This window comes from Ruegeria sp. AG6, from assembly GCF_056541565.1.
In genome coordinates, this window is record NZ_JBQFYQ010000001.1 from 950,001 (window position 1) to 966,683 (window position 16,683).

Below are 16,683 nucleotides of genomic sequence, written 5' to 3' on the forward strand. Positions count from 1 at the left end.
GCTGCCGCCTATACAGTGCCCCGCAACATTAACCCAAAGGGCACGATATGACCTACCACCCCAAATCGGATTTCATCGCCACGATGATCGAGCGCGGCTTTCTCGCCGACTGCACCGATTATCAGGGCCTTGACGACGCGCTGATCAGTGGGGTGCAAACAGCGTATATCGGCTATGACGCCACGGCGCAGTCGCTGCATGTGGGTCATTTGATGAACATCATGGTACTGCGCTGGCTGCAAAAGACCGGCCACAAACCGATCACGCTGATGGGCGGTGGTACCACCAAGGTGGGTGATCCTTCGTTCAGATCGGATGAACGCCCCCTGCTGGGCCCTGAACAGATCGACGCCAATATTGCGGGCATGAAGCAGGTCTTCGCCAAGTACCTGTCCTACGACGACAGCGAGACCGGCGCGCTGATGCTGAACAATGCCGAATGGCTGGACAGCCTGAACTACCTCGATTTCCTGCGCGATATCGGGCGGCATTTCTCGGTCAACCGGATGCTGTCATTTGAGTCCGTGAAATCTCGGCTGGATCGCGAGCAATCGCTGAGCTTCCTCGAGTTCAACTACATGATCCTGCAGGCCTATGACTTCCTCGAGCTGAACCGCCGCTATGGCTGCGTTCTGCAGATGGGTGGTTCAGACCAGTGGGGCAATATCGTCAACGGGATCGACCTGACCCGCCGCGTGCTGGATCACGAGATCTATGGCCTGACCACCCCCCTGCTGACCACCAGCGATGGCCGCAAGATGGGCAAGTCGCAAGGCGGCGCGGTCTGGCTGAACGGCGACATGCTGAGCGCCTACGAGTTCTGGCAGTTCTGGCGCAACACCACAGACGCAGATGTTGGCCGGTTCCTGAAAATCTTCACGGAACTGCCGGTCGACGAATGCGACCGTCTTGCAGCGCTTGAGGGTTCAGAGATCAACGAGGCTAAGATCCGTCTTGCCAATGAGGTAACCACCCTGCTGCACGGGGCCGAAGCGGCGGCAAATGCCGAGGCCACTGCACGCGAGGTCTTTGAAAAGGGCGGAGTTGGGGACGATTTGCCATCGTTTATACTCGAAACGAGTTCATTGAAACTTATGCCCGGAGTCGTATTGGGCAAAGGTAACGAAGAAATGTACTGCTCTGCCGCCACCCTATTTGTTGAAGCCAAGCTCGCTAAGTCCGGAAAGGACGCTAAACGCTTGATCTCAGAAAAGGGCGCTCTGGTAAATGATGTTGCAGTAAACACAGACTTCCCGTTTGTCTCCGTGTCAGAGTTGAAGAAACCTACAAAACTGAGCGCAGGCAAAAAGCGCCACGCGCTGGTTCAACTGAGCTGACCTGGCAAGGCTGAAAGACACGAAATCGAAACGGCCACCCAAACGGGTGGCCGCTTTTCATTCGGTAAGCCGTGCTTATCTGCGTTCTTTTCCGCCGCCACGACCGGGCCGGTCGCCACTTTCGTCATTGTTGGCGTTATGACCGCGGCCCGGGCTGCTGCCTTCACCGCCATTGCCATGGCCGTTGTTGCCCTTGCCACCACCTTTGCCCTTGCCGCCTTTACCTTCGCCTTCGCCTTTGCCTTCACCGCCGCCGCCGGGTTCACCGCCGCCGCCAGATTCACCTCCGTCGCCGGATTCACCACCGCCACCGGACTCACCACCGCCGGACTCACCACCACCGCCAGTTTCACCGCCGCCACCGGTTTCACCTCCACCGCCGGATTCACCTCCACCGCCAGTTTCACTACCGCCACCGGTTTCACTACCGCCACCGCCGGATGCGCTTCCTCCACCGCCGGACTGGCCACCTCCATTGTTATCGCTTTCTTCAGACGCGCCGCTGGGGCCACTTTCACCGCCTCCGACAGCTCCACCAGCATCGGCGAATCCAGACCCACCGGGTTCAGATCCGCGGCTTTCACCCCGGTTTTCCGCCGAACCAGACAGGTTTGCCGTCGGCAAATCCGTCAGCAACGCGGCCAGCCCCGGGCATTGCGCTCCGGTTACAGTCAAAGTTGTTTCAAAGTCGACACGCTTTTGAAGCCTGTCCAGAAAACTCGGGGTTACCTGCACACAATCGCACAACCCGGCATAGTCCCCCGCGTTGGCAAGAGTCCGAGCCGTTTTCCAGTTGCAGGTTTCCGGTACGGCAGCGGCATCGCCAACCATCACCATTCCAAAAACGGGCACAGCGACAACTGCACCCAGTATGTGTTTCGTACTTATTACCATAACAGATCCTCCTGACGGAAAAACACACAAAGGCGCCGAGTTCTTCGCTCACGAACAGGCGCGTTTTCGTGAAGTCGGCATTAAGTATTGTTGAGGATCGGCCGAAAAATCGGGGCCAAGGACCCTACCCGCCAACCAAGTTCCTGCCTTCTCAAATATGTGGACTCTGGCCCCAAAATGCAGTTATTGAACAAGTGTTCATATCCTCGGGAGGAGTTCACCATGCACCTGTCCACCACTGCCGCCCTCATCACCGGAGGCGCATCCGGTCTTGGCGAAGCCACGGCACGCCACTTCGCCTCGGAAGGCGCGCAGGTCACCATTCTGGATCGTGATGCGGATCGTGGCGCACAGGTCGCCGCCGAGATTGGCGGGCATTTCGCGCAAACGGATGTAACCGACCAAGAGTCGGTGGCCGCAGCCGTGCGCCATGGCATGGACAAGATGGGCAAGATCACGGCCACGGTGAATTGCGCCGGTATCGCCTATGGTATCAAGACCGTCGGCAAGGATGGCCCTCACCCTCTGGATGCTTTCCAGCGTACGATCGACATCAATCTGGTTGGCACCTTCAACGTGTCCCGGCTGGCCGCTGCCGAAATGGCAAAGAATGAACCCGAACCAGACGGGGCACGCGGGGTGATCATCAACACCGCCTCGATCGCTGCGTATGACGGGCAAAAGGGTCAGGCGGCCTATGCGGCCTCGAAGGGCGGCGTCGTGGGCATGACGCTGCCGATGGCCCGCGACCTGGCCTCGACCGGCATTCGCGTCATGACCATCGCGCCGGGCATTTTCATGACCCCGATGCTGGCGGGCCTGCCCGAAGAGGTGCAACAACAGCTTGCCGCCGACGTCCCGAACCCTGCCCGCCTTGGCGATCCGCATGAGTACGGACGACTGGCCGGCTTTATCGTCGAGATGGGCTATCTGAACGGTGAGGTCATCCGCATCGACGGTGCCCTGCGTATGCGCTAAACCGGGGCTCATGACCGAGCGGCAGAAAATGGAAGCGGGTGAATGGTATTGCTGCCTTGACCCGGAACTGGATGCGCTCCGCGCCGAAGCGCGCCGGGCCGTTCATGCCCATAACACATGCCCGCCGGATGCCCGTGGGGCCATCGCGCCGGAACTGGCAGCCCTGTTCGCGGGCTTTGGTCAGGATAGCTTTCTCGAGGCTCCGTTTCACTGTGCCTACGGAATAAACCTGTCGTTGGGAGACCGCGTGTTTTTCAACGCAGGCTGTGTCGTGCTCGACACCGCGCCGGTGACGATTGGGAATGACACGATGCTTGGACCTGCGGTGCAGATCTATTGCGCCGAACACGCGAAAGATCCTGCCTTGCGCGCTCAGGGCCTCGAAGTTGCCCACCCTGTCAGGGTCGGCGACAACGTCTGGATCGGCGGGGCCGCGATCATCATGCCGGGCGTTACGATCGGCAACCATGCCATCATCGGAGCGGGCAGCGTGGTGACAAAAGACGTTCCCGCCGGCGAGACCGTGGTTGGCAACCCTGCCCGGCCGATACGCGCCCGCCGATAACCCTGCTCTTCCGCCAATCCACCAGGGCCTTGTTCGCGGGGCGTAGCGCCTGTTTTTTTTGATCAGGCCGCGCCGGGTCAACGTGTCCCCAAGGAGGGGCGCCCGGGCAAGGTGGATTTCGACTGCGCCGAACTCGAAAGAGACATCGCCTACGCCGAAGAAGAATGCACCCAAAACGACCCGCATGTGGTTGCGACATATCCCGGTGTCGTTGCCTTCCATGCAATTTGGAACAGCCGCGAACCGTGGCAGACGCATTTGAACGCGCTTCATCTCGCCACTTGCATAAATATACTCGACGGGGTCGCAGCCAAACCAAGCTGAACGAATTGACGCGGATCCGCTGATCCTGTCCCCGGCAAAACCGAAGCAGCAGGCGAACTCCGGTTTTTCAGCAGCTTTTCCACGCCGCCTGATAAGGCGCGCGCAGTTGGCGTCTACTCAGCCTGGGCTTTCTCTTCCAGTGTCAGCCATTCCTCTTCGGCCGCCGACAACTTGTCTTGCCGTTCGACAAGCGCCTCGGACGCTTTCTGGAACTTGACCGGCTCGCGGGTAAACAGCTCGGGGTCGGACATCAATTCTTCGAGCTTTGCAATCTCGGCCTCCAGCCGTTCAATCTCGGCCGGCAGCTTTTCCAGACGGTGCTTCTCGGAAAAGGATAATCCCGATCTGGCTTTTGCTTCCTGCTTCACCTTCGGCTTGGAAAGCTTTGTCTTGATGTCTTTTTTCTCGGAAACTTCGCCCCGCTGCGCAATATAGTCGGACCAGCCGCCGGCATAGACGGTCGCCCGCCCGTTGCCTTCCATCGCGATGGTCGTCGTTGCAACGCGGTCCAGAAAATCCCGGTCGTGGCTGACCAGCAGAACTGTTCCATCGTAGTCGTCCAGCAGTTCCTGCAACAGATCCAGCGTTTCGACATCCAGATCGTTGGTCGGTTCGTCCAGCACCAGAAGATTGGAAGATTTCGCCATCAACTTGGCCAGCAGCAACCGAGCCTTTTCCCCACCCGACAAGGATTTGACAGCCGCCCTTGCCTGCCGCTCGTCAAACAGGAATTCCTTGAGATAGCCCACGACATGTTTGGGCTGCCCGCCAACCATCACCTGATCGGCCTTGCCGGAAACCCGCATATCCGGGTCGCCGGTCAGGCTGTCCCACAAGCTCATCTCGGGGTCCAGTTGCGCGCGGGTCTGATCGAACACCGCGACCTCAAGATTGGTACCCAGCGACACCGAACCTTCGTCCGGCTCCACCTGCCCCAGAAGCATCTTCAGCAAGGTCGTCTTGCCGACCCCATTCGGCCCGACAAAGGCCACACGATCACCGCGCTGCACCAGCAGATCAAAATTCCGAACGATCTGCTTGTCGCCGAACTCTTTGGCCAGCCCTTTGGCCTCGATCACCTTGCGGCCCGATTTTGGCCCGGCCTCCAGCGTCATCGCAGCGGAACCCTGACGCTTGATCTGTGCCGCCTTTTCGGCCCGCAGCGCCTGTAGGGCCCGCACCCGGCCCTGATTGCGTTTGCGTCGGGCGCTAATGCCCTCAACCGCCCATTTGGCCTCGGACTTGATCAGACGGTTCAGCTTGTGACGCTGCTGGTCTTCTTCTTCCCAGATCTTGTCCCGCCAAGCTTCGAACGCGTCAAAACCTTGCTCCTGCCGTCGGACAGCGCCCCGATCAATCCAAAGTGTCGCCCGCGTCAGTGCCCGTAAAAAGGCCCGGTCGTGCGAGATCAGCACAAACGCTGCACGTGTCGAGCCAAGTTCGCGCTCCAGCCACGCGATGGCTTCGATATCCAGATGGTTGGTCGGTTCGTCCAGCAGCATCAGGTCCGGTGCCTCGGCCATCAGCTTGGCCAATGCCGCCCGCCGCCGCTCACCGCCCGAAGCAGTCTCAACCGGGCGCGCAGGATCGAATTTCAGCCCCGCACCCGCCCGTTCAACCTTGTAGAGCTCCCCCGGCTCCAACCCGCTCGACGCATAGTCGCCCAGGGTGGCAAAGCCCTCCATCGTCGGGTCCTGCTCCATATAGCCCACGGATTTTCCGGGCGGCACGACAATTTCACCGCGGTCAGCCTCGACCAGGCCGGCCATCACTTTCATCAGCGTGGATTTGCCCGACCCGTTGCGCCCAACCAGCGCCACGCGGTCACTGGGCTGCACCACCAGATCCAGTTCGGAAAACACCGGTTCGCCCCCGAAAGTCAGGGATATGCCGGACATCTGCAACAAAGGAATTCTCGCCATGCCCGCCAGCTAAACCGGCGGCCACACTGCGTCAACGCCCTGTTTTCACCTTTTCGGAAATACTCACCTTAAACGGCCAATGCCCGAAACAGGCGTCTTCGGGCCGGCGGGATCGCCCCGATTTCAAGCCCGGTAAACACATGCAACGTGTTCATGTGACGATCCACAACCGCGTGATCACTCACCCACCCTCCCATCATCAGATAGGTTCGCAACAGGGGCGGCATGCGCGACATGGCCTTTTTCGCATCCGGCCGGCGCCGCAGACGTGCGGCAAAGCGGAACACGTCCGGAGCCTTGACCCGCGGCAACCACCGTTTCGGGGCCAGGTGGCGATGTTTGAGCATCGCAAAGGCATCAAGGTATCGCCCGGTTTCGGTCCCGGCAAAGGACGAACATCCAAACAGCATCTGAACATTGTGTTGATCGACATAGGACGTCATTGCACCCCAGGCGACACGCAGAATGTCAGGATCGTTCAGGCCCGGATGAACGCAAAACCTGCCCATCTCGACCATGCGGCCACTGAACCCTGCCAACAAGCTCAGGTCGTAGAACTGTGCTGAATAGCTGCGTCCGATTTCACCGCCATGTTCCATTGTCAGCATCCGAAAGCAGCAGACCAACTGCCCGGCGGATCGCATATCTTCAACCAGGACATGGCTGCATTGCGCGTCAAAAGCGTCAACGTCCGGTTGCCGGGTGCCGAATGCCAATGTCCGCAGGCTTTGTGCGGCCCTGATATCCTCGGCCGATTCCGCCAGACGGGCGCGATAGCGCCCCTTGCTTAACATAACTGCCGCCGCCACGGTCGCGTCCTCCATGGGTGCCGACCCACGAGTGTCGGCACGACACCGTTAACACAAGACATGTTACCGCCTTGTGACCAACGCAAGGTTCCGCCGCGATCAGTTGGCGCCAGGAATATTGGCCGGGTTGAAGTTGCCGATATTGCCCAACAGCTGTCGCAGGAAGCCTTTGTCCTGAACGTTGGAATCGGTCACACGGCGTTCCAGCGGAATCACGATGCCGTCTTCCAGGCCAAAACGCTCGATGTTTCTGACGACTCCACGCTGATCAAAGCTGATGGCGACCAGTTCGCGCGCCACCACTTCGGGCCGTTTCGGGCCGTAATGGCGGACCCGCGAGCGGACATAGTAATAGCCCGAATCCCGCACGACCCCGGACGCACCCGGTGCGCCGATGGCTTCTTCCACGCTGTCACGCGTATCCACGCCCACTTTGATTTCGGCCAGTTCCTCGGCCGGAGGCACATAGCCGTGATTCTTGTAGATCGGCGTACAGGCCCCGGCCGCAGCCAGACAGGCAACAAACACAAGCGATTTCGTCGCTGGTTTCAACCGGTTCACTACCTTCAACATGCACACCCTCTTGCCTTGGCCTCTTGCGGCTTCTATCCGATTACAGAAACCGCTGCCACGGTTCAACACATAGAAAGGCTCACGAATGGGCAACGTTACATCATTTCGGGTGGCTGACCTGCCCCAGAACGCCCCGACACCCTTTGAACTGCGCCCCGCAAGCGCCGAATTGGATGAGATCAGGCAGGATCTGGGGCTGCTAGGGCTGCGCAAACTCAGCTTTTCCGGCGAGCTTCGCGCACAGGGCAAGCGCGACTGGGTTCTCAACGGCAAACTCGGTGCAACCGTGATCCAACCCTGTGTCGTGACGCTCGAGCCGGTCACGACCCGGATCGACATTCCCGTGCATCGCACCTTTCTGGCCGATTGGACCGACCCCGATGAACCCGAGTTCGAAATTCCGCAGGATGACGAATCCGAGCCCTTGGGCCCGGAAATCGACCCCGCATTGGTGATGGTCGAGGCGCTGTCGCTGGCCCTGCCACAATACCCGCGCAAGGAGGGTGCGGAACTGGGTCAGGCAGACTATACCGAACCCGGAAAACAGGCGATGACCGACGAAGACGCCAAACCTTTCGCCGGATTGGCAGGATTGCGCGATACGCTCAAAAAAGACGAGTGACAGAACGCAGATTTCCTGTCATAGCAGGCGGTCAGAAAAATCGCTTGAACATACCGAGAATCGCAGTATTTTCGCGCGCTCATCGGATTTAGGGTTGGACATTGCGGGGCCCGTCGCCTAAACGCGCGTCAAACCACGATAAACGAACTACGAAACCCGGGTCGGCAGCGAATCTGCGACCCCCAGTCAGACAAAGGTTGAGACCATGGCCGTCCAACAGAACAAAGTTTCCAAGTCGCGTCGCAACAACCGCCGCGCACACGACGCTCTGGTTGCTGCAAACCCGAACGAATGCCCGAACTGCGGCGAGCTGAAGCGCCCGCACCACGTTTGCGCATCCTGCGGCCACTATGATGATCGCGAAGTCGTCGCTCAGGCCGATGAAATCGATCTGGACGAAGACGCAGCCTAAGCCTGATCGAGCGCAGACCAAGGCATGACTGAACAGCCCACGCACGCCGGACGGATAACCATCTCGGTCGACGCTATGGGTGGGGACGCAGGTCCCTCTGTCGTTGTTGCCGGTCTTGCGAAATCGGCCGACAAGAACCCGAACATCAGGTTCTTGCTGCACGGGCCAGAACAGGTATTGCGCAAGCTTGTCGCCAAACGGCGTGTCCTTGAGGGGCGCGTCGTTTTTCGTGATTGCTCGGGCGTGGTCACGATGGAGGACAAACCCAGTCAGGTCGTGCGCAACGGCAAAGAGACCTCGATGTGGTCCACGCTGGAAGCGGTACGCCAGGGCGAAGCCCATGGGGCGGTGTCCTGCGGCAATACCGGTGCGCTGATGGCCCTGTCGATGATGCGCCTGCGCAAACTACCGGGCGTGAACCGACCGGCCATCGCGATACTGTGGCCCTCGCGCAACCCTCAGGGGTTCAACGTGATGCTGGATGTCGGCGCAGATGTGCGCGCCGACGCCAAGGACTTGCTGCAATACGCCCTGATGGGCGCCTCTTACGCGCGCAACGGTTTGGCCCTGAACCGCCCTCGGATCGGGCTGCTGAATGTCGGCACTGAAGAACACAAGGGACGCGCCGAACTGAAAGAGGCGCACTCGATGATCGCGGGCTTCGCGGAACAGGCGAATTTCGATTTCGTGGGTTTCGTCGAAGGCAGCGACATCCCCGGTGACAAGGCGGATGTCATTGTAACCGATGGCTTTACCGGCAACGTCGCGATCAAGACCGGCGAAGGTACGGCAAGCCTGATCGGCGACCTGCTGCGGCAAGCGTTCAAATACTCCCCGCTATCCCGATTGGCCTCGATTCTGGCTATCACGTCGCTGAACCGTTTGAAGAAACGGATCGACCCGCGACGCGTGAATGGTGGTGTGTTTCTGGGGCTGAACGGCACCGTGGTGAAATCCCACGGCGGCGCTGACGCGACAGGCGTGTCAGCTGCAATCAAACTGGCCTTCACTTTGGCGCAGTCCGGCTTTTCCGAAAAATTGGCTGCGCGGGTTGCATCCACTGCCCAGCTTGCACAAGATGCCGCGCAATCAGCGCCGCAAACAGATAAATAACAAAAAAGGCAGTACCGGAAAATGGCAGGCCGTTCAGTTGTAGTAGGTGTCGGGCATTATTTGCCTGAGCGCGTTGTCCCCAATTCCGAGTTTGAAAAAACCCTGGACACAACCGACGAATGGATAAAGACCCGCTCGGGGATCGAACGCCGCCATTTTGCAGCCGAGGACGAGACGACATCCGATCTGGCCACCAATGCCGCCCAAGCTGCGCTGGCCGACGCAGGCCTGACGGCGGATGATATTGACGCAATCGTACTGGCGACTTCAACGGCGGATCTGACCTTTCCTTCGGCCGCCACCATGGTTCAGGCACGGCTGGGCATGACCAAGGGTTTTGCCTTTGACGTGCAGGCTGTTTGCGCCGGATTCGTTTTTGCACTGTCCAACGCAAATGCGTTGATTGTTTCAGGTCAGGCCAAACGCGTGCTGGTGATCGGGGCCGAGACTTTCTCACGGATCATGGATTGGACCGATCGGTCCACCTGTGTTCTTTTCGGCGATGGCGCCGGTGCAGTGGTGCTGGAGGCCCAAGAGGGCAAAGGCACCGCCGAGGACCGCGGTATTCTGGCAACCGACCTGAATTCGGACGGGCGCTACAAGGATCTTCTCTATGTCGATGGCGGCGTTTCGACACAATCCACCGGACATCTGCGTATGCAGGGCAATCAGGTTTTCCGCCATGCCGTTGAAAAGCTTACAAAAACAGCAGAAACAGCGTTGGAACGAGCGGGGCTGGGCAATTCCGACGTGGATTGGATCGTGCCGCATCAGGCCAATATCCGCATCATTCAGGGCACCGCCAAAAAAATGAACCTGCCGATGGAAAACGTGGTTGTGACCGTTCAGGATCACGGAAACACCTCGGCCGCATCCATCCCATTGGCCCTGTCCGTGGGCAAGCAGCGCGGACAGATCAAGCCGGGTGATCTGATCGTGACCGAAGCCATTGGCGGCGGTCTGGCCTGGGGCGCAGTGGTTCTGCGCTGGTAACCGGCGCAAACCGGCTTACACAGCCGCCCGCAATTCATTGATATTGACAGCGAATTTGCCATACCCATATGCTTCAATAGCAACAGGGGAATTAGCATGGGCGACAAAACACTGACTCGAATGGACCTGAGCGAAGCCGTCTTTCGTGAAGTAGGTCTGTCACGGAACGAAAGTGCGCAGCTGGTTGAAAGCGTTTTGAACCACATGTCCGACGCCTTGGTGCGTGGTGAACAGGTGAAGATCTCGTCTTTCGGCACATTCAGTGTTCGCGACAAGACTGCCCGTGTCGGTCGCAACCCCAAAACCGGCGAAGAAGTCCCGATTCAGCCGCGCCGTGTGCTGACTTTCCGCCCGTCGCATCTGATGAAAGATCGCGTCGCAGCCGGGAACCGCAAGTAAGTTCAGGACGTCCAGGTTATGAGTAAGTCCCCCGATGCCTTTCGCACCATAAGCGAAGTTGCAGATTGGCTCGGTGTTCAGGCTCATGTTTTGCGTTTCTGGGAAAGCCGGTTCACGCAGGTAAAGCCCGTCAAACGCGCAGGTGGGCGCAGATATTATCGCCCAAATGATATGCGTCTTTTGGGCGGGATCAAAAAACTGCTCCACGAAGACGGAATCACGATTAAAGGTGTCCAGCGTATCCTGCGCGAACAAGGCGTCGCACATGTCGCGGCGCTGTCCCCTTCCCTGGACGATCCCGGCCCAGCCCCGATTGCGCCTGCCCAGGACACCGTGGTGCCGTTCGAACCAAAGCCCGCCGCCGCCATGGAACAGATTCGCATGGATCTGCGCGACCCGATCCAGCCAACCGGTAAGGACGATGCGCAGACAAACGCACGCGCCTCTGACGCGTCACAGCCGGAGCCAGAGCCCGAACTGGATGCCGCGCCCCTGATGGGTGGAATCGCGTCGCTTGCGTGGAAACAGACAGATTTTGATGACGACCTGCTGCGGCGCATCGCACCGATTGCAAAAGATCTGCGCCGCTGGCTGGACCGGGTTGAAACACAGGCGACGGGTTAGGACAAAAGGCATTGATTTCCTCTTGCCCCTGCCGGGAAAATCTTTATGAACACCCCAACGTCGGGCTATGGCGCAGCCTGGTAGCGCGTCCGTCTGGGGGACGGAAGGTCGCAGGTTCGAGTCCTGCTAGCCCGACCAAATTACACCGACGTTTATGGCATACAGGCCAGATCCCGCTCTGGCACCAGGGGGGATCGAGATGACAGGTGTTTGCCCAAACCAACAGCTAGAGGCGATGATCGCGCGCGGTGAGATCACCGCCGACCCAGAGGTTCTGCCTGCCCAGATTCAACCTGCCAGCCTTGATTTACGACTGGGAACAGTGGCTTACCGTGTACGCGCCTCGTTTCTTGCGGGCGAAGGCCGGACTGTCACGGATCGCTTGACCGAGTTTGAGATGCACCGCATCGATATCTCGGATGGCGCGGTTCTGGAAAAGGGCTGCGTCTATCTGGTGCCCCTGATGGAATCGCTTGCCCTGCCCGACAGCATGAGCGCCGTGGCCAACGCCAAAAGCTCGACCGGGCGGCTGGACCTTCTGACGCGGACGATCACTGATGGCGGCACCGAGTTCGACCGCGTGCCCGCAGGTTACACAGGCCCACTTTATGCCGAAATCTGCCCGCGCTCGTTCTCGGTTCTGGTTCGTCCCGGGATGCGTCTGAATCAGATTCGTTTCCGCCAGGGTCAGGCCGTGTTGTCCGATGCGGAACTGAGGTCCTTGCATGCCGAATCTCCGCTTGTGGACGGACCTGCCGTCATTCAGGACGGTCTGGGCTTTTCGGTCGACCTGCAACTGCCCGAGACCGATCTGGTGGGCTATCGCGCCAAACCTCATACCGGGGTGATCGATCTGGATCGAATCGGTGAATACGATCCGCAAGACTATTGGGAAGAGGTGCGCACCAAAGATGGTTGCATCATCCTGGACCCCGGCGCGTTCTATATCCTTGTCAGCCGCGAGGCGGTGCACATACCACCGATGTTCGCGGCTGAAATGGCGCCCTATCTGGCGATGGTTGGTGAGTTCAGAGTGCACTATGCAGGGTTCTTCGATCCCGGTTTTGGCCATGCCGCTGCCGGGGGGGCCGGTTCCCGTGGCGTGCTTGAGGTGCGCTGCCACGAAGCGCCATTCGTGCTGGAACACGGACAGGTCGTCGGGCGTCTGGTCTATGAGAAAATGGCTGAAATGCCGACGCAGCTTTATGGTGCGGGCATTGCCTCGAACTATCAGGGTCAGGGCCTGAAACTGTCAAAGCACTTCAAAGCCGCAAGCTGACCCCTAGAACTTCATGAACCGGCGCATTTGACGGGTCACGCGCTGTGCGTGCCTGAGGTTCTGCGCATGTCGCGGTGCACTGGTTTTTCCGGGCCCATTCGATGTGCCGGATCCGCCGCCCTTTCCGCTGGCCAGATCGATACCCTTGTTCACACCTTTGTTGACCAGACGGCGCATGACCTGGCGCACAATCATGTCGATGATCCGGTTTGCATTCATCGCTCAACTCCGCGTCCGCACGCACAAAGATAGACGCTTTATGCGGCAACAAAAGGGCTGTTCGATCAATCTTCTTCGAACAACTCGCTCTGGTCTTCATCAACTTCGTCCTCGCGCCCTTCGCCCAAAGGGATCGCACCCGGAGGAGGCCGATTCTCCAACAATCCCGCGGCGCGCAGTTCTTTCAGGCCTGGCAGGTCGCGCGCGTTCTCCAGGCCAAAATGATCCAGAAACTCAGGCGTCACCACAAACGTCACCGGACGACCCGGCGTCATGCGGCGGCGGCCCAGCTTGATCCACTCCATCTCAAGCAACTGATCGATGGTCCCGCGCGAGACCGACACGCCCCGGATTTCCTCGATCTCGGCCCGTGTGCAAGGTTGGTGATAGGCCACGATGGCCAGAGTTTCGATCGCAGCGCGGCTGAGTTTGCGCGTCTCGACCGTTTCCTTCTGCATCAGAAAGCCCAGATCAGGGGCCGTGCGGATGGCCCAGGCATCCCCTACACGCACAACGCGCACGCCACGCCCCTCATACCGTTTCTGAAGCAATTCAACCGCTTGCGCCGCGTCGCTGCCATGGGGCATCCGCGCCTCAAGATCCGCAATCGTCACCGGCTCGGCGCTGGCGAACAGAACGGCTTCGACCATACGCTCCTGCTCTGCCAGCGGAGGCGCCTCGAACAGCGTACCGGTCTCTTCAGGGGCATCAGTCACGTGTTTCGGTCCTCTTGCGCAATTGGATCGGAGCGAATGTCTCGCTCTGCTTGATTTCCATATGTCCTTCTTTCACCAGTTCCAACGAGGCCGCAAAGGTCGCCGCCGTTGCCGACCTGCGCCGTACCGGGTCGGAATCCCAGCCGTCGGGCAGGTAAGTTTCCATGTCGGTCCATGTCCCGGCAAACCCGATCAGCGGGCGCATCCGTTCCAGTGCCTGTTCCATGGTGAATACCGAATCGCGGTCCATCACAAACGGGCGGAATTCATCACGGGTGCGGATGCGGGCATAGCCCTGCATCAGATCCAGCAGCGTGGCGGAATAGGTGACGGTGCGGATCCGGGTGATATCTTCGCCCTGCCCGCGTTTGAAGAAATCCCGCCCCAGCTGATCGCGCGCCATCAACCGCGCAGCCGCATCGCGCATCGCCTGCAAACGTTCCAACTGAAACGCCAGATGTGCGGCCAGTTCCTCACCCGATGGTCCTTCGTCATCCGGATCTGGCGGCAACAGCAGGCGGGATTTCAAAAAGGCCAGCCAGGCCGCCATCACCAGATAGTCGGCGGCCAGTTCGATCCGCAGCGCCCGCGCCTTTTCGACAAAGGCAAGGTATTGCTGCGCCAGCGCCAGAACCGAGATTTTCCGAAGGTCGACCTTCTGCGTGCGCGACAGGGTCAGAAGAACGTCCAGCGGGCCTTCGAACCCATCGACATCAACAATCAGCGCTTCGGCCGCAAGACGATCTGCGACCGAGACAGGGTCTTCGCTGAAAAGATTATCGTTCATATACCTGCCCGCCCATTAGGGCAGATAGTTCCGCCTCGACGGCAGGGATGTCAAGTTCCTGCGGAGCTTTGCGCATCGCCAGCGCCCGTTCTGCGCGGGCCTGTGCCACATCGGACATTTCCCCGGCAGCTTCCAGCACCTCGGCGCGCTCGGCAAAGCTTCCGTTGCAGTGTAGAACGACGTCACAGCCCGCGCTTATGGCTTGCCGCGACACCTCAGCGGGCGTTCCGCTGAGCGCCTTCATCCCGATGTCATCGGTCATGATCAGCCCGCCGAAGCCAATCCTGTCGCGGATCACATCCATCATGGTTGCCGAGATTGTGGCAGGTTGCGGGTCAATCCGGTCATAGACCAAATGCGCAGTCATCCCCATCGGCAGGTCGTTCAAGGCCCGGAACGGCACGAAATCGCTGCGCTCAAGCTCATCCAGGGGCAGATCCACATGCGGCAAGTCATGGTGGCTGTCCAACGTGGCGCGTCCATGGCCCGGAATGTGTTTGAGCACCGGCAACACACCGCCATCCAGATGACCCTGCGCCACGGCTTTGCCAATTCTGGAAACGCGTTCAGGATCAGCGTCATAACAGCGGTTCTTCAGAAACTTGTGCGTCTCGGGACGCGCGACATCCACCATGGGCGCACAGTTGCTGTCGATGCCCAGACCAAACAATTCATCGGCAATCAGGCGGTACCTCAGATACATGGCGCGCTCGGACTGCTCGGCGGCATTGGCCACGTGATCCAACGGAGGCAGCCATTCGCGGGCCAGCGGCGCCCGCAGGCGCTGCACGCGGCCGCCTTCCTGATCGATGGTGATCGGGCAATTGCGCCCGACAGCCTCGCGGAAATCATCACACAAGGCGCGCACCTGATCCGCGTGTTCGATGTTGCGGGCGAACAGAATGAACCCGAACGGGTTCATCTGCCGAAACAAGTCTTTTTCCTGTTGCGTCAGGCGCAGGCCCTCTGCATCGGTGATCGTGGCACCGTATTTCACCTGACGGCCACCGGGATACAATCAGCCCCTTGCGCAACAAGCGCGGCACAAAACTGGCGCGAGTCGCTCAGGTCTTCAAAGCCCAGCACGCGCAGGCGGTAAAAGGTGCGCCCACCGCTTGAGGTCTTCTGGATAACGCGCTGTTTTCCGGCCATATATTCGCTGAACTTCCCGTTCAGGCGATCCCATTCCGTTTGGGCAACCTGAACGCTGTCATAGGCCCCAAGCTGCGCCAGACGCGTGCCTTTCGCCAGCGTATCAGGATCAACATCCAACCCAACCGCAGCCTTCACCGCAGCATTGATAGCGTCTTCGGAATTCTCACTTGGCGACACCCGGCTGCGTGAGGCGCGTGTCGGGCGGGTCAAGGGGCGCAAGGACCGGCGCACGCCCGGCAGCGCGGCAATGGCCGGGTCCGGCAAGGCTGCTGCGAAATCGGCCGGGTCAATTGCGGGTTCTTCCTCGGGGGTGGTCAGCGATGCCACCTGCACGCCATCCTCAGCGTTTTGCTGCGTTTTGGCTGCTTCACCAGCCAATTCCGCAACCAGCGCATCCACTGCGTTCTGGCGCAATCGGGTGGCTTCCTGGGTTGAAATCGGCTTTTCCACGACATGCAGCGCCGGTGTCGGCTTCAGATCAGCGGCAGGTACGTCTTCATCCGTCAACGAGACCGGCCGCGGCGCAAGGATCAGACGATCCGCCGGGGCGGCAGCACTGCCCTTGGCGGCCACGGCATTGACGGCCAAGCCCTGATGATCGGCCGGTGTTCCGCCCGGGTTTTCGGGCTGCACCCGCATCGGCCCTTCGGCCGCACGCACGACCGGCACGCCGCTGACATCCCGCATGACAAGCTTGTATCCCCAGATACCGACGCCGGCGACCAGTGCCAACGATGCGACAGCCCCCAGGAAATTGACCGCCCGCCCCAGTCCGAACGCGCCGCGCGGCGCGTCGTAATCCTGCATCTCGTCGGGATAGTCATACGCATCCTCGAAATGCGCTTGATTCGGGTAATCATTCTGCCCGGGGCTTTGGTGCCCCGAGAAATCGTAACTCGCCATGTCCGCCTCACTGCCCGCTTCGCGCCCGAAAATAAGGCGCGCGGGTCATTTCTTGCCTA

General features: G+C 59.9%; 19 protein-coding genes and 1 tRNA gene. 11 read left to right on the plus strand and 9 right to left on the minus strand.

The window, feature by feature from the left end:
- The first annotated feature begins 47 nt into the window (after positions 1 to 47).
- Positions 48 to 1,337, plus strand: a complete 1,290-nt coding sequence (gene tyrS / locus ACR0I0_RS04730) for a tyrosine--tRNA ligase (RefSeq protein ID WP_480490381.1) — start codon at positions 48 to 50, stop codon at positions 1,335 to 1,337.
- 75 nt (positions 1,338 to 1,412) lie between these two features.
- Here the strand turns inward: tyrS and ACR0I0_RS04735 are convergent, their stop codons facing one another.
- Positions 1,413 to 2,231, minus strand: coding sequence for a hypothetical protein (locus tag ACR0I0_RS04735; RefSeq protein WP_480490383.1), 819 nt, complete (start codon positions 2,229 to 2,231; stop codon positions 1,413 to 1,415).
- Positions 2,232 to 2,453: 222 nt separating this feature from the next.
- Here ACR0I0_RS04735 and ACR0I0_RS04740 point away from each other — a divergent pair, with 222 nt between their 5' ends.
- Both ACR0I0_RS04740 and ACR0I0_RS04745 read left to right on the plus strand, forming a co-directional pair.
- Complete coding sequence (locus tag ACR0I0_RS04740; RefSeq protein ID WP_171723115.1) at positions 2,454 to 3,209, plus strand: 3-hydroxyacyl-CoA dehydrogenase; 756 nt, start codon at positions 2,454 to 2,456, stop codon at positions 3,207 to 3,209.
- A gap of 10 nt (positions 3,210 to 3,219) precedes the next feature.
- Complete coding sequence (locus tag ACR0I0_RS04745; RefSeq protein ID WP_171631903.1) at positions 3,220 to 3,774, plus strand: sugar O-acetyltransferase; 555 nt, start codon at positions 3,220 to 3,222, stop codon at positions 3,772 to 3,774.
- 437 nt (positions 3,775 to 4,211) lie between these two features.
- Here ACR0I0_RS04745 and ACR0I0_RS04750 read toward each other — a convergent pair whose 3' ends face one another.
- The 3 genes from ACR0I0_RS04750 to ACR0I0_RS04760 form a co-directional block, all read right to left on the minus strand.
- Positions 4,212 to 6,020, minus strand: coding sequence for an ABC-F family ATP-binding cassette domain-containing protein (locus tag ACR0I0_RS04750; protein WP_480490385.1), 1,809 nt, complete (start codon positions 6,018 to 6,020; stop codon positions 4,212 to 4,214).
- Positions 6,021 to 6,088: 68 nt separating this feature from the next.
- Positions 6,089 to 6,844, minus strand: coding sequence for a GNAT family N-acetyltransferase (locus ACR0I0_RS04755; protein ID WP_480490387.1), 756 nt, complete (start codon positions 6,842 to 6,844; stop codon positions 6,089 to 6,091).
- An 84-nt stretch (positions 6,845 to 6,928) separates the two neighbouring features.
- On the minus strand, positions 6,929 to 7,402 hold the full coding sequence (locus ACR0I0_RS04760; protein ID WP_171167760.1) for an outer membrane protein assembly factor BamE: 474 nt from the start codon (positions 7,400 to 7,402) through the stop codon (positions 6,929 to 6,931).
- 85 nt (positions 7,403 to 7,487) lie between these two features.
- Here ACR0I0_RS04760 and ACR0I0_RS04765 point away from each other — a divergent pair, with 85 nt between their 5' ends.
- From ACR0I0_RS04765 to ACR0I0_RS04800, 8 genes are all read left to right on the plus strand, one after another.
- Positions 7,488 to 8,024 carry a YceD family protein gene (locus tag ACR0I0_RS04765; RefSeq protein WP_171631895.1) on the plus strand — a complete coding sequence of 179 codons (537 nt, stop codon included), beginning with the start codon at positions 7,488 to 7,490 and terminating at the stop codon, positions 8,022 to 8,024.
- Between the two features lie 205 nt (positions 8,025 to 8,229).
- Complete coding sequence (gene rpmF / locus ACR0I0_RS04770; RefSeq protein ID WP_008756996.1) at positions 8,230 to 8,436, plus strand: 50S ribosomal protein L32; 207 nt, start codon at positions 8,230 to 8,232, stop codon at positions 8,434 to 8,436.
- Between the two features lie 24 nt (positions 8,437 to 8,460).
- Positions 8,461 to 9,549 carry a phosphate acyltransferase PlsX gene (plsX, locus tag ACR0I0_RS04775; protein WP_171631892.1) on the plus strand — a complete coding sequence of 363 codons (1,089 nt, stop codon included), beginning with the start codon at positions 8,461 to 8,463 and terminating at the stop codon, positions 9,547 to 9,549.
- 21 nt (positions 9,550 to 9,570) lie between these two features.
- On the plus strand, positions 9,571 to 10,542 hold the full coding sequence (locus ACR0I0_RS04780) for a beta-ketoacyl-ACP synthase III (protein ID WP_171723111.1): 972 nt from the start codon (positions 9,571 to 9,573) through the stop codon (positions 10,540 to 10,542).
- A 96-nt stretch (positions 10,543 to 10,638) separates the two neighbouring features.
- Entirely contained in the window at positions 10,639 to 10,941 is a 303-nt protein-coding gene (gene ihfA, locus ACR0I0_RS04785) for an integration host factor subunit alpha (protein ID WP_152458234.1), read from the plus strand.
- An 18-nt stretch (positions 10,942 to 10,959) separates the two neighbouring features.
- Positions 10,960 to 11,565 carry a MerR family transcriptional regulator gene (locus tag ACR0I0_RS04790; protein ID WP_480490390.1) on the plus strand — a complete coding sequence of 202 codons (606 nt, stop codon included), beginning with the start codon at positions 10,960 to 10,962 and terminating at the stop codon, positions 11,563 to 11,565.
- Positions 11,566 to 11,626: 61 nt separating this feature from the next.
- A tRNA-Pro gene (locus tag ACR0I0_RS04795) sits at positions 11,627 to 11,703 on the plus strand.
- Positions 11,704 to 11,764: 61 nt separating this feature from the next.
- Positions 11,765 to 12,844 carry a 2'-deoxycytidine 5'-triphosphate deaminase gene (locus ACR0I0_RS04800; RefSeq protein ID WP_171723109.1) on the plus strand — a complete coding sequence of 360 codons (1,080 nt, stop codon included), beginning with the start codon at positions 11,765 to 11,767 and terminating at the stop codon, positions 12,842 to 12,844.
- Between the two features lie 3 nt (positions 12,845 to 12,847).
- On the opposite strand, the gene ACR0I0_RS04805 is transcribed toward ACR0I0_RS04800, so the two are convergent.
- From ACR0I0_RS04805 to ACR0I0_RS04825, 5 genes are all read right to left on the minus strand, one after another.
- Positions 12,848 to 13,063, minus strand: coding sequence for a hypothetical protein (locus ACR0I0_RS04805; RefSeq protein WP_171631881.1), 216 nt, complete (start codon positions 13,061 to 13,063; stop codon positions 12,848 to 12,850).
- A 65-nt stretch (positions 13,064 to 13,128) separates the two neighbouring features.
- Positions 13,129 to 13,779, minus strand: coding sequence for an SMC-Scp complex subunit ScpB (gene scpB / locus ACR0I0_RS04810; protein WP_171631878.1), 651 nt, complete (start codon positions 13,777 to 13,779; stop codon positions 13,129 to 13,131).
- Positions 13,772 to 14,566 carry a segregation and condensation protein A gene (locus tag ACR0I0_RS04815; protein WP_171204907.1) on the minus strand — a complete coding sequence of 265 codons (795 nt, stop codon included), beginning with the start codon at positions 14,564 to 14,566 and terminating at the stop codon, positions 13,772 to 13,774. The genes scpB and ACR0I0_RS04815 overlap by 8 nt, the downstream gene beginning before the upstream one ends.
- A complete protein-coding gene (nagZ, locus tag ACR0I0_RS04820; protein ID WP_480490392.1) occupies positions 14,556 to 15,563 on the minus strand; it encodes a beta-N-acetylhexosaminidase in 1,008 nt (335 codons plus the stop codon). Before nagZ ends, ACR0I0_RS04815 begins: the two co-directional genes overlap by 11 nt.
- Entirely contained in the window at positions 15,560 to 16,624 is a 1,065-nt protein-coding gene (locus tag ACR0I0_RS04825) for an SPOR domain-containing protein (RefSeq protein ID WP_480490393.1), read from the minus strand. Before ACR0I0_RS04825 ends, nagZ begins: the two co-directional genes overlap by 4 nt.
- Positions 16,625 to 16,683 lie beyond the last annotated feature (59 nt).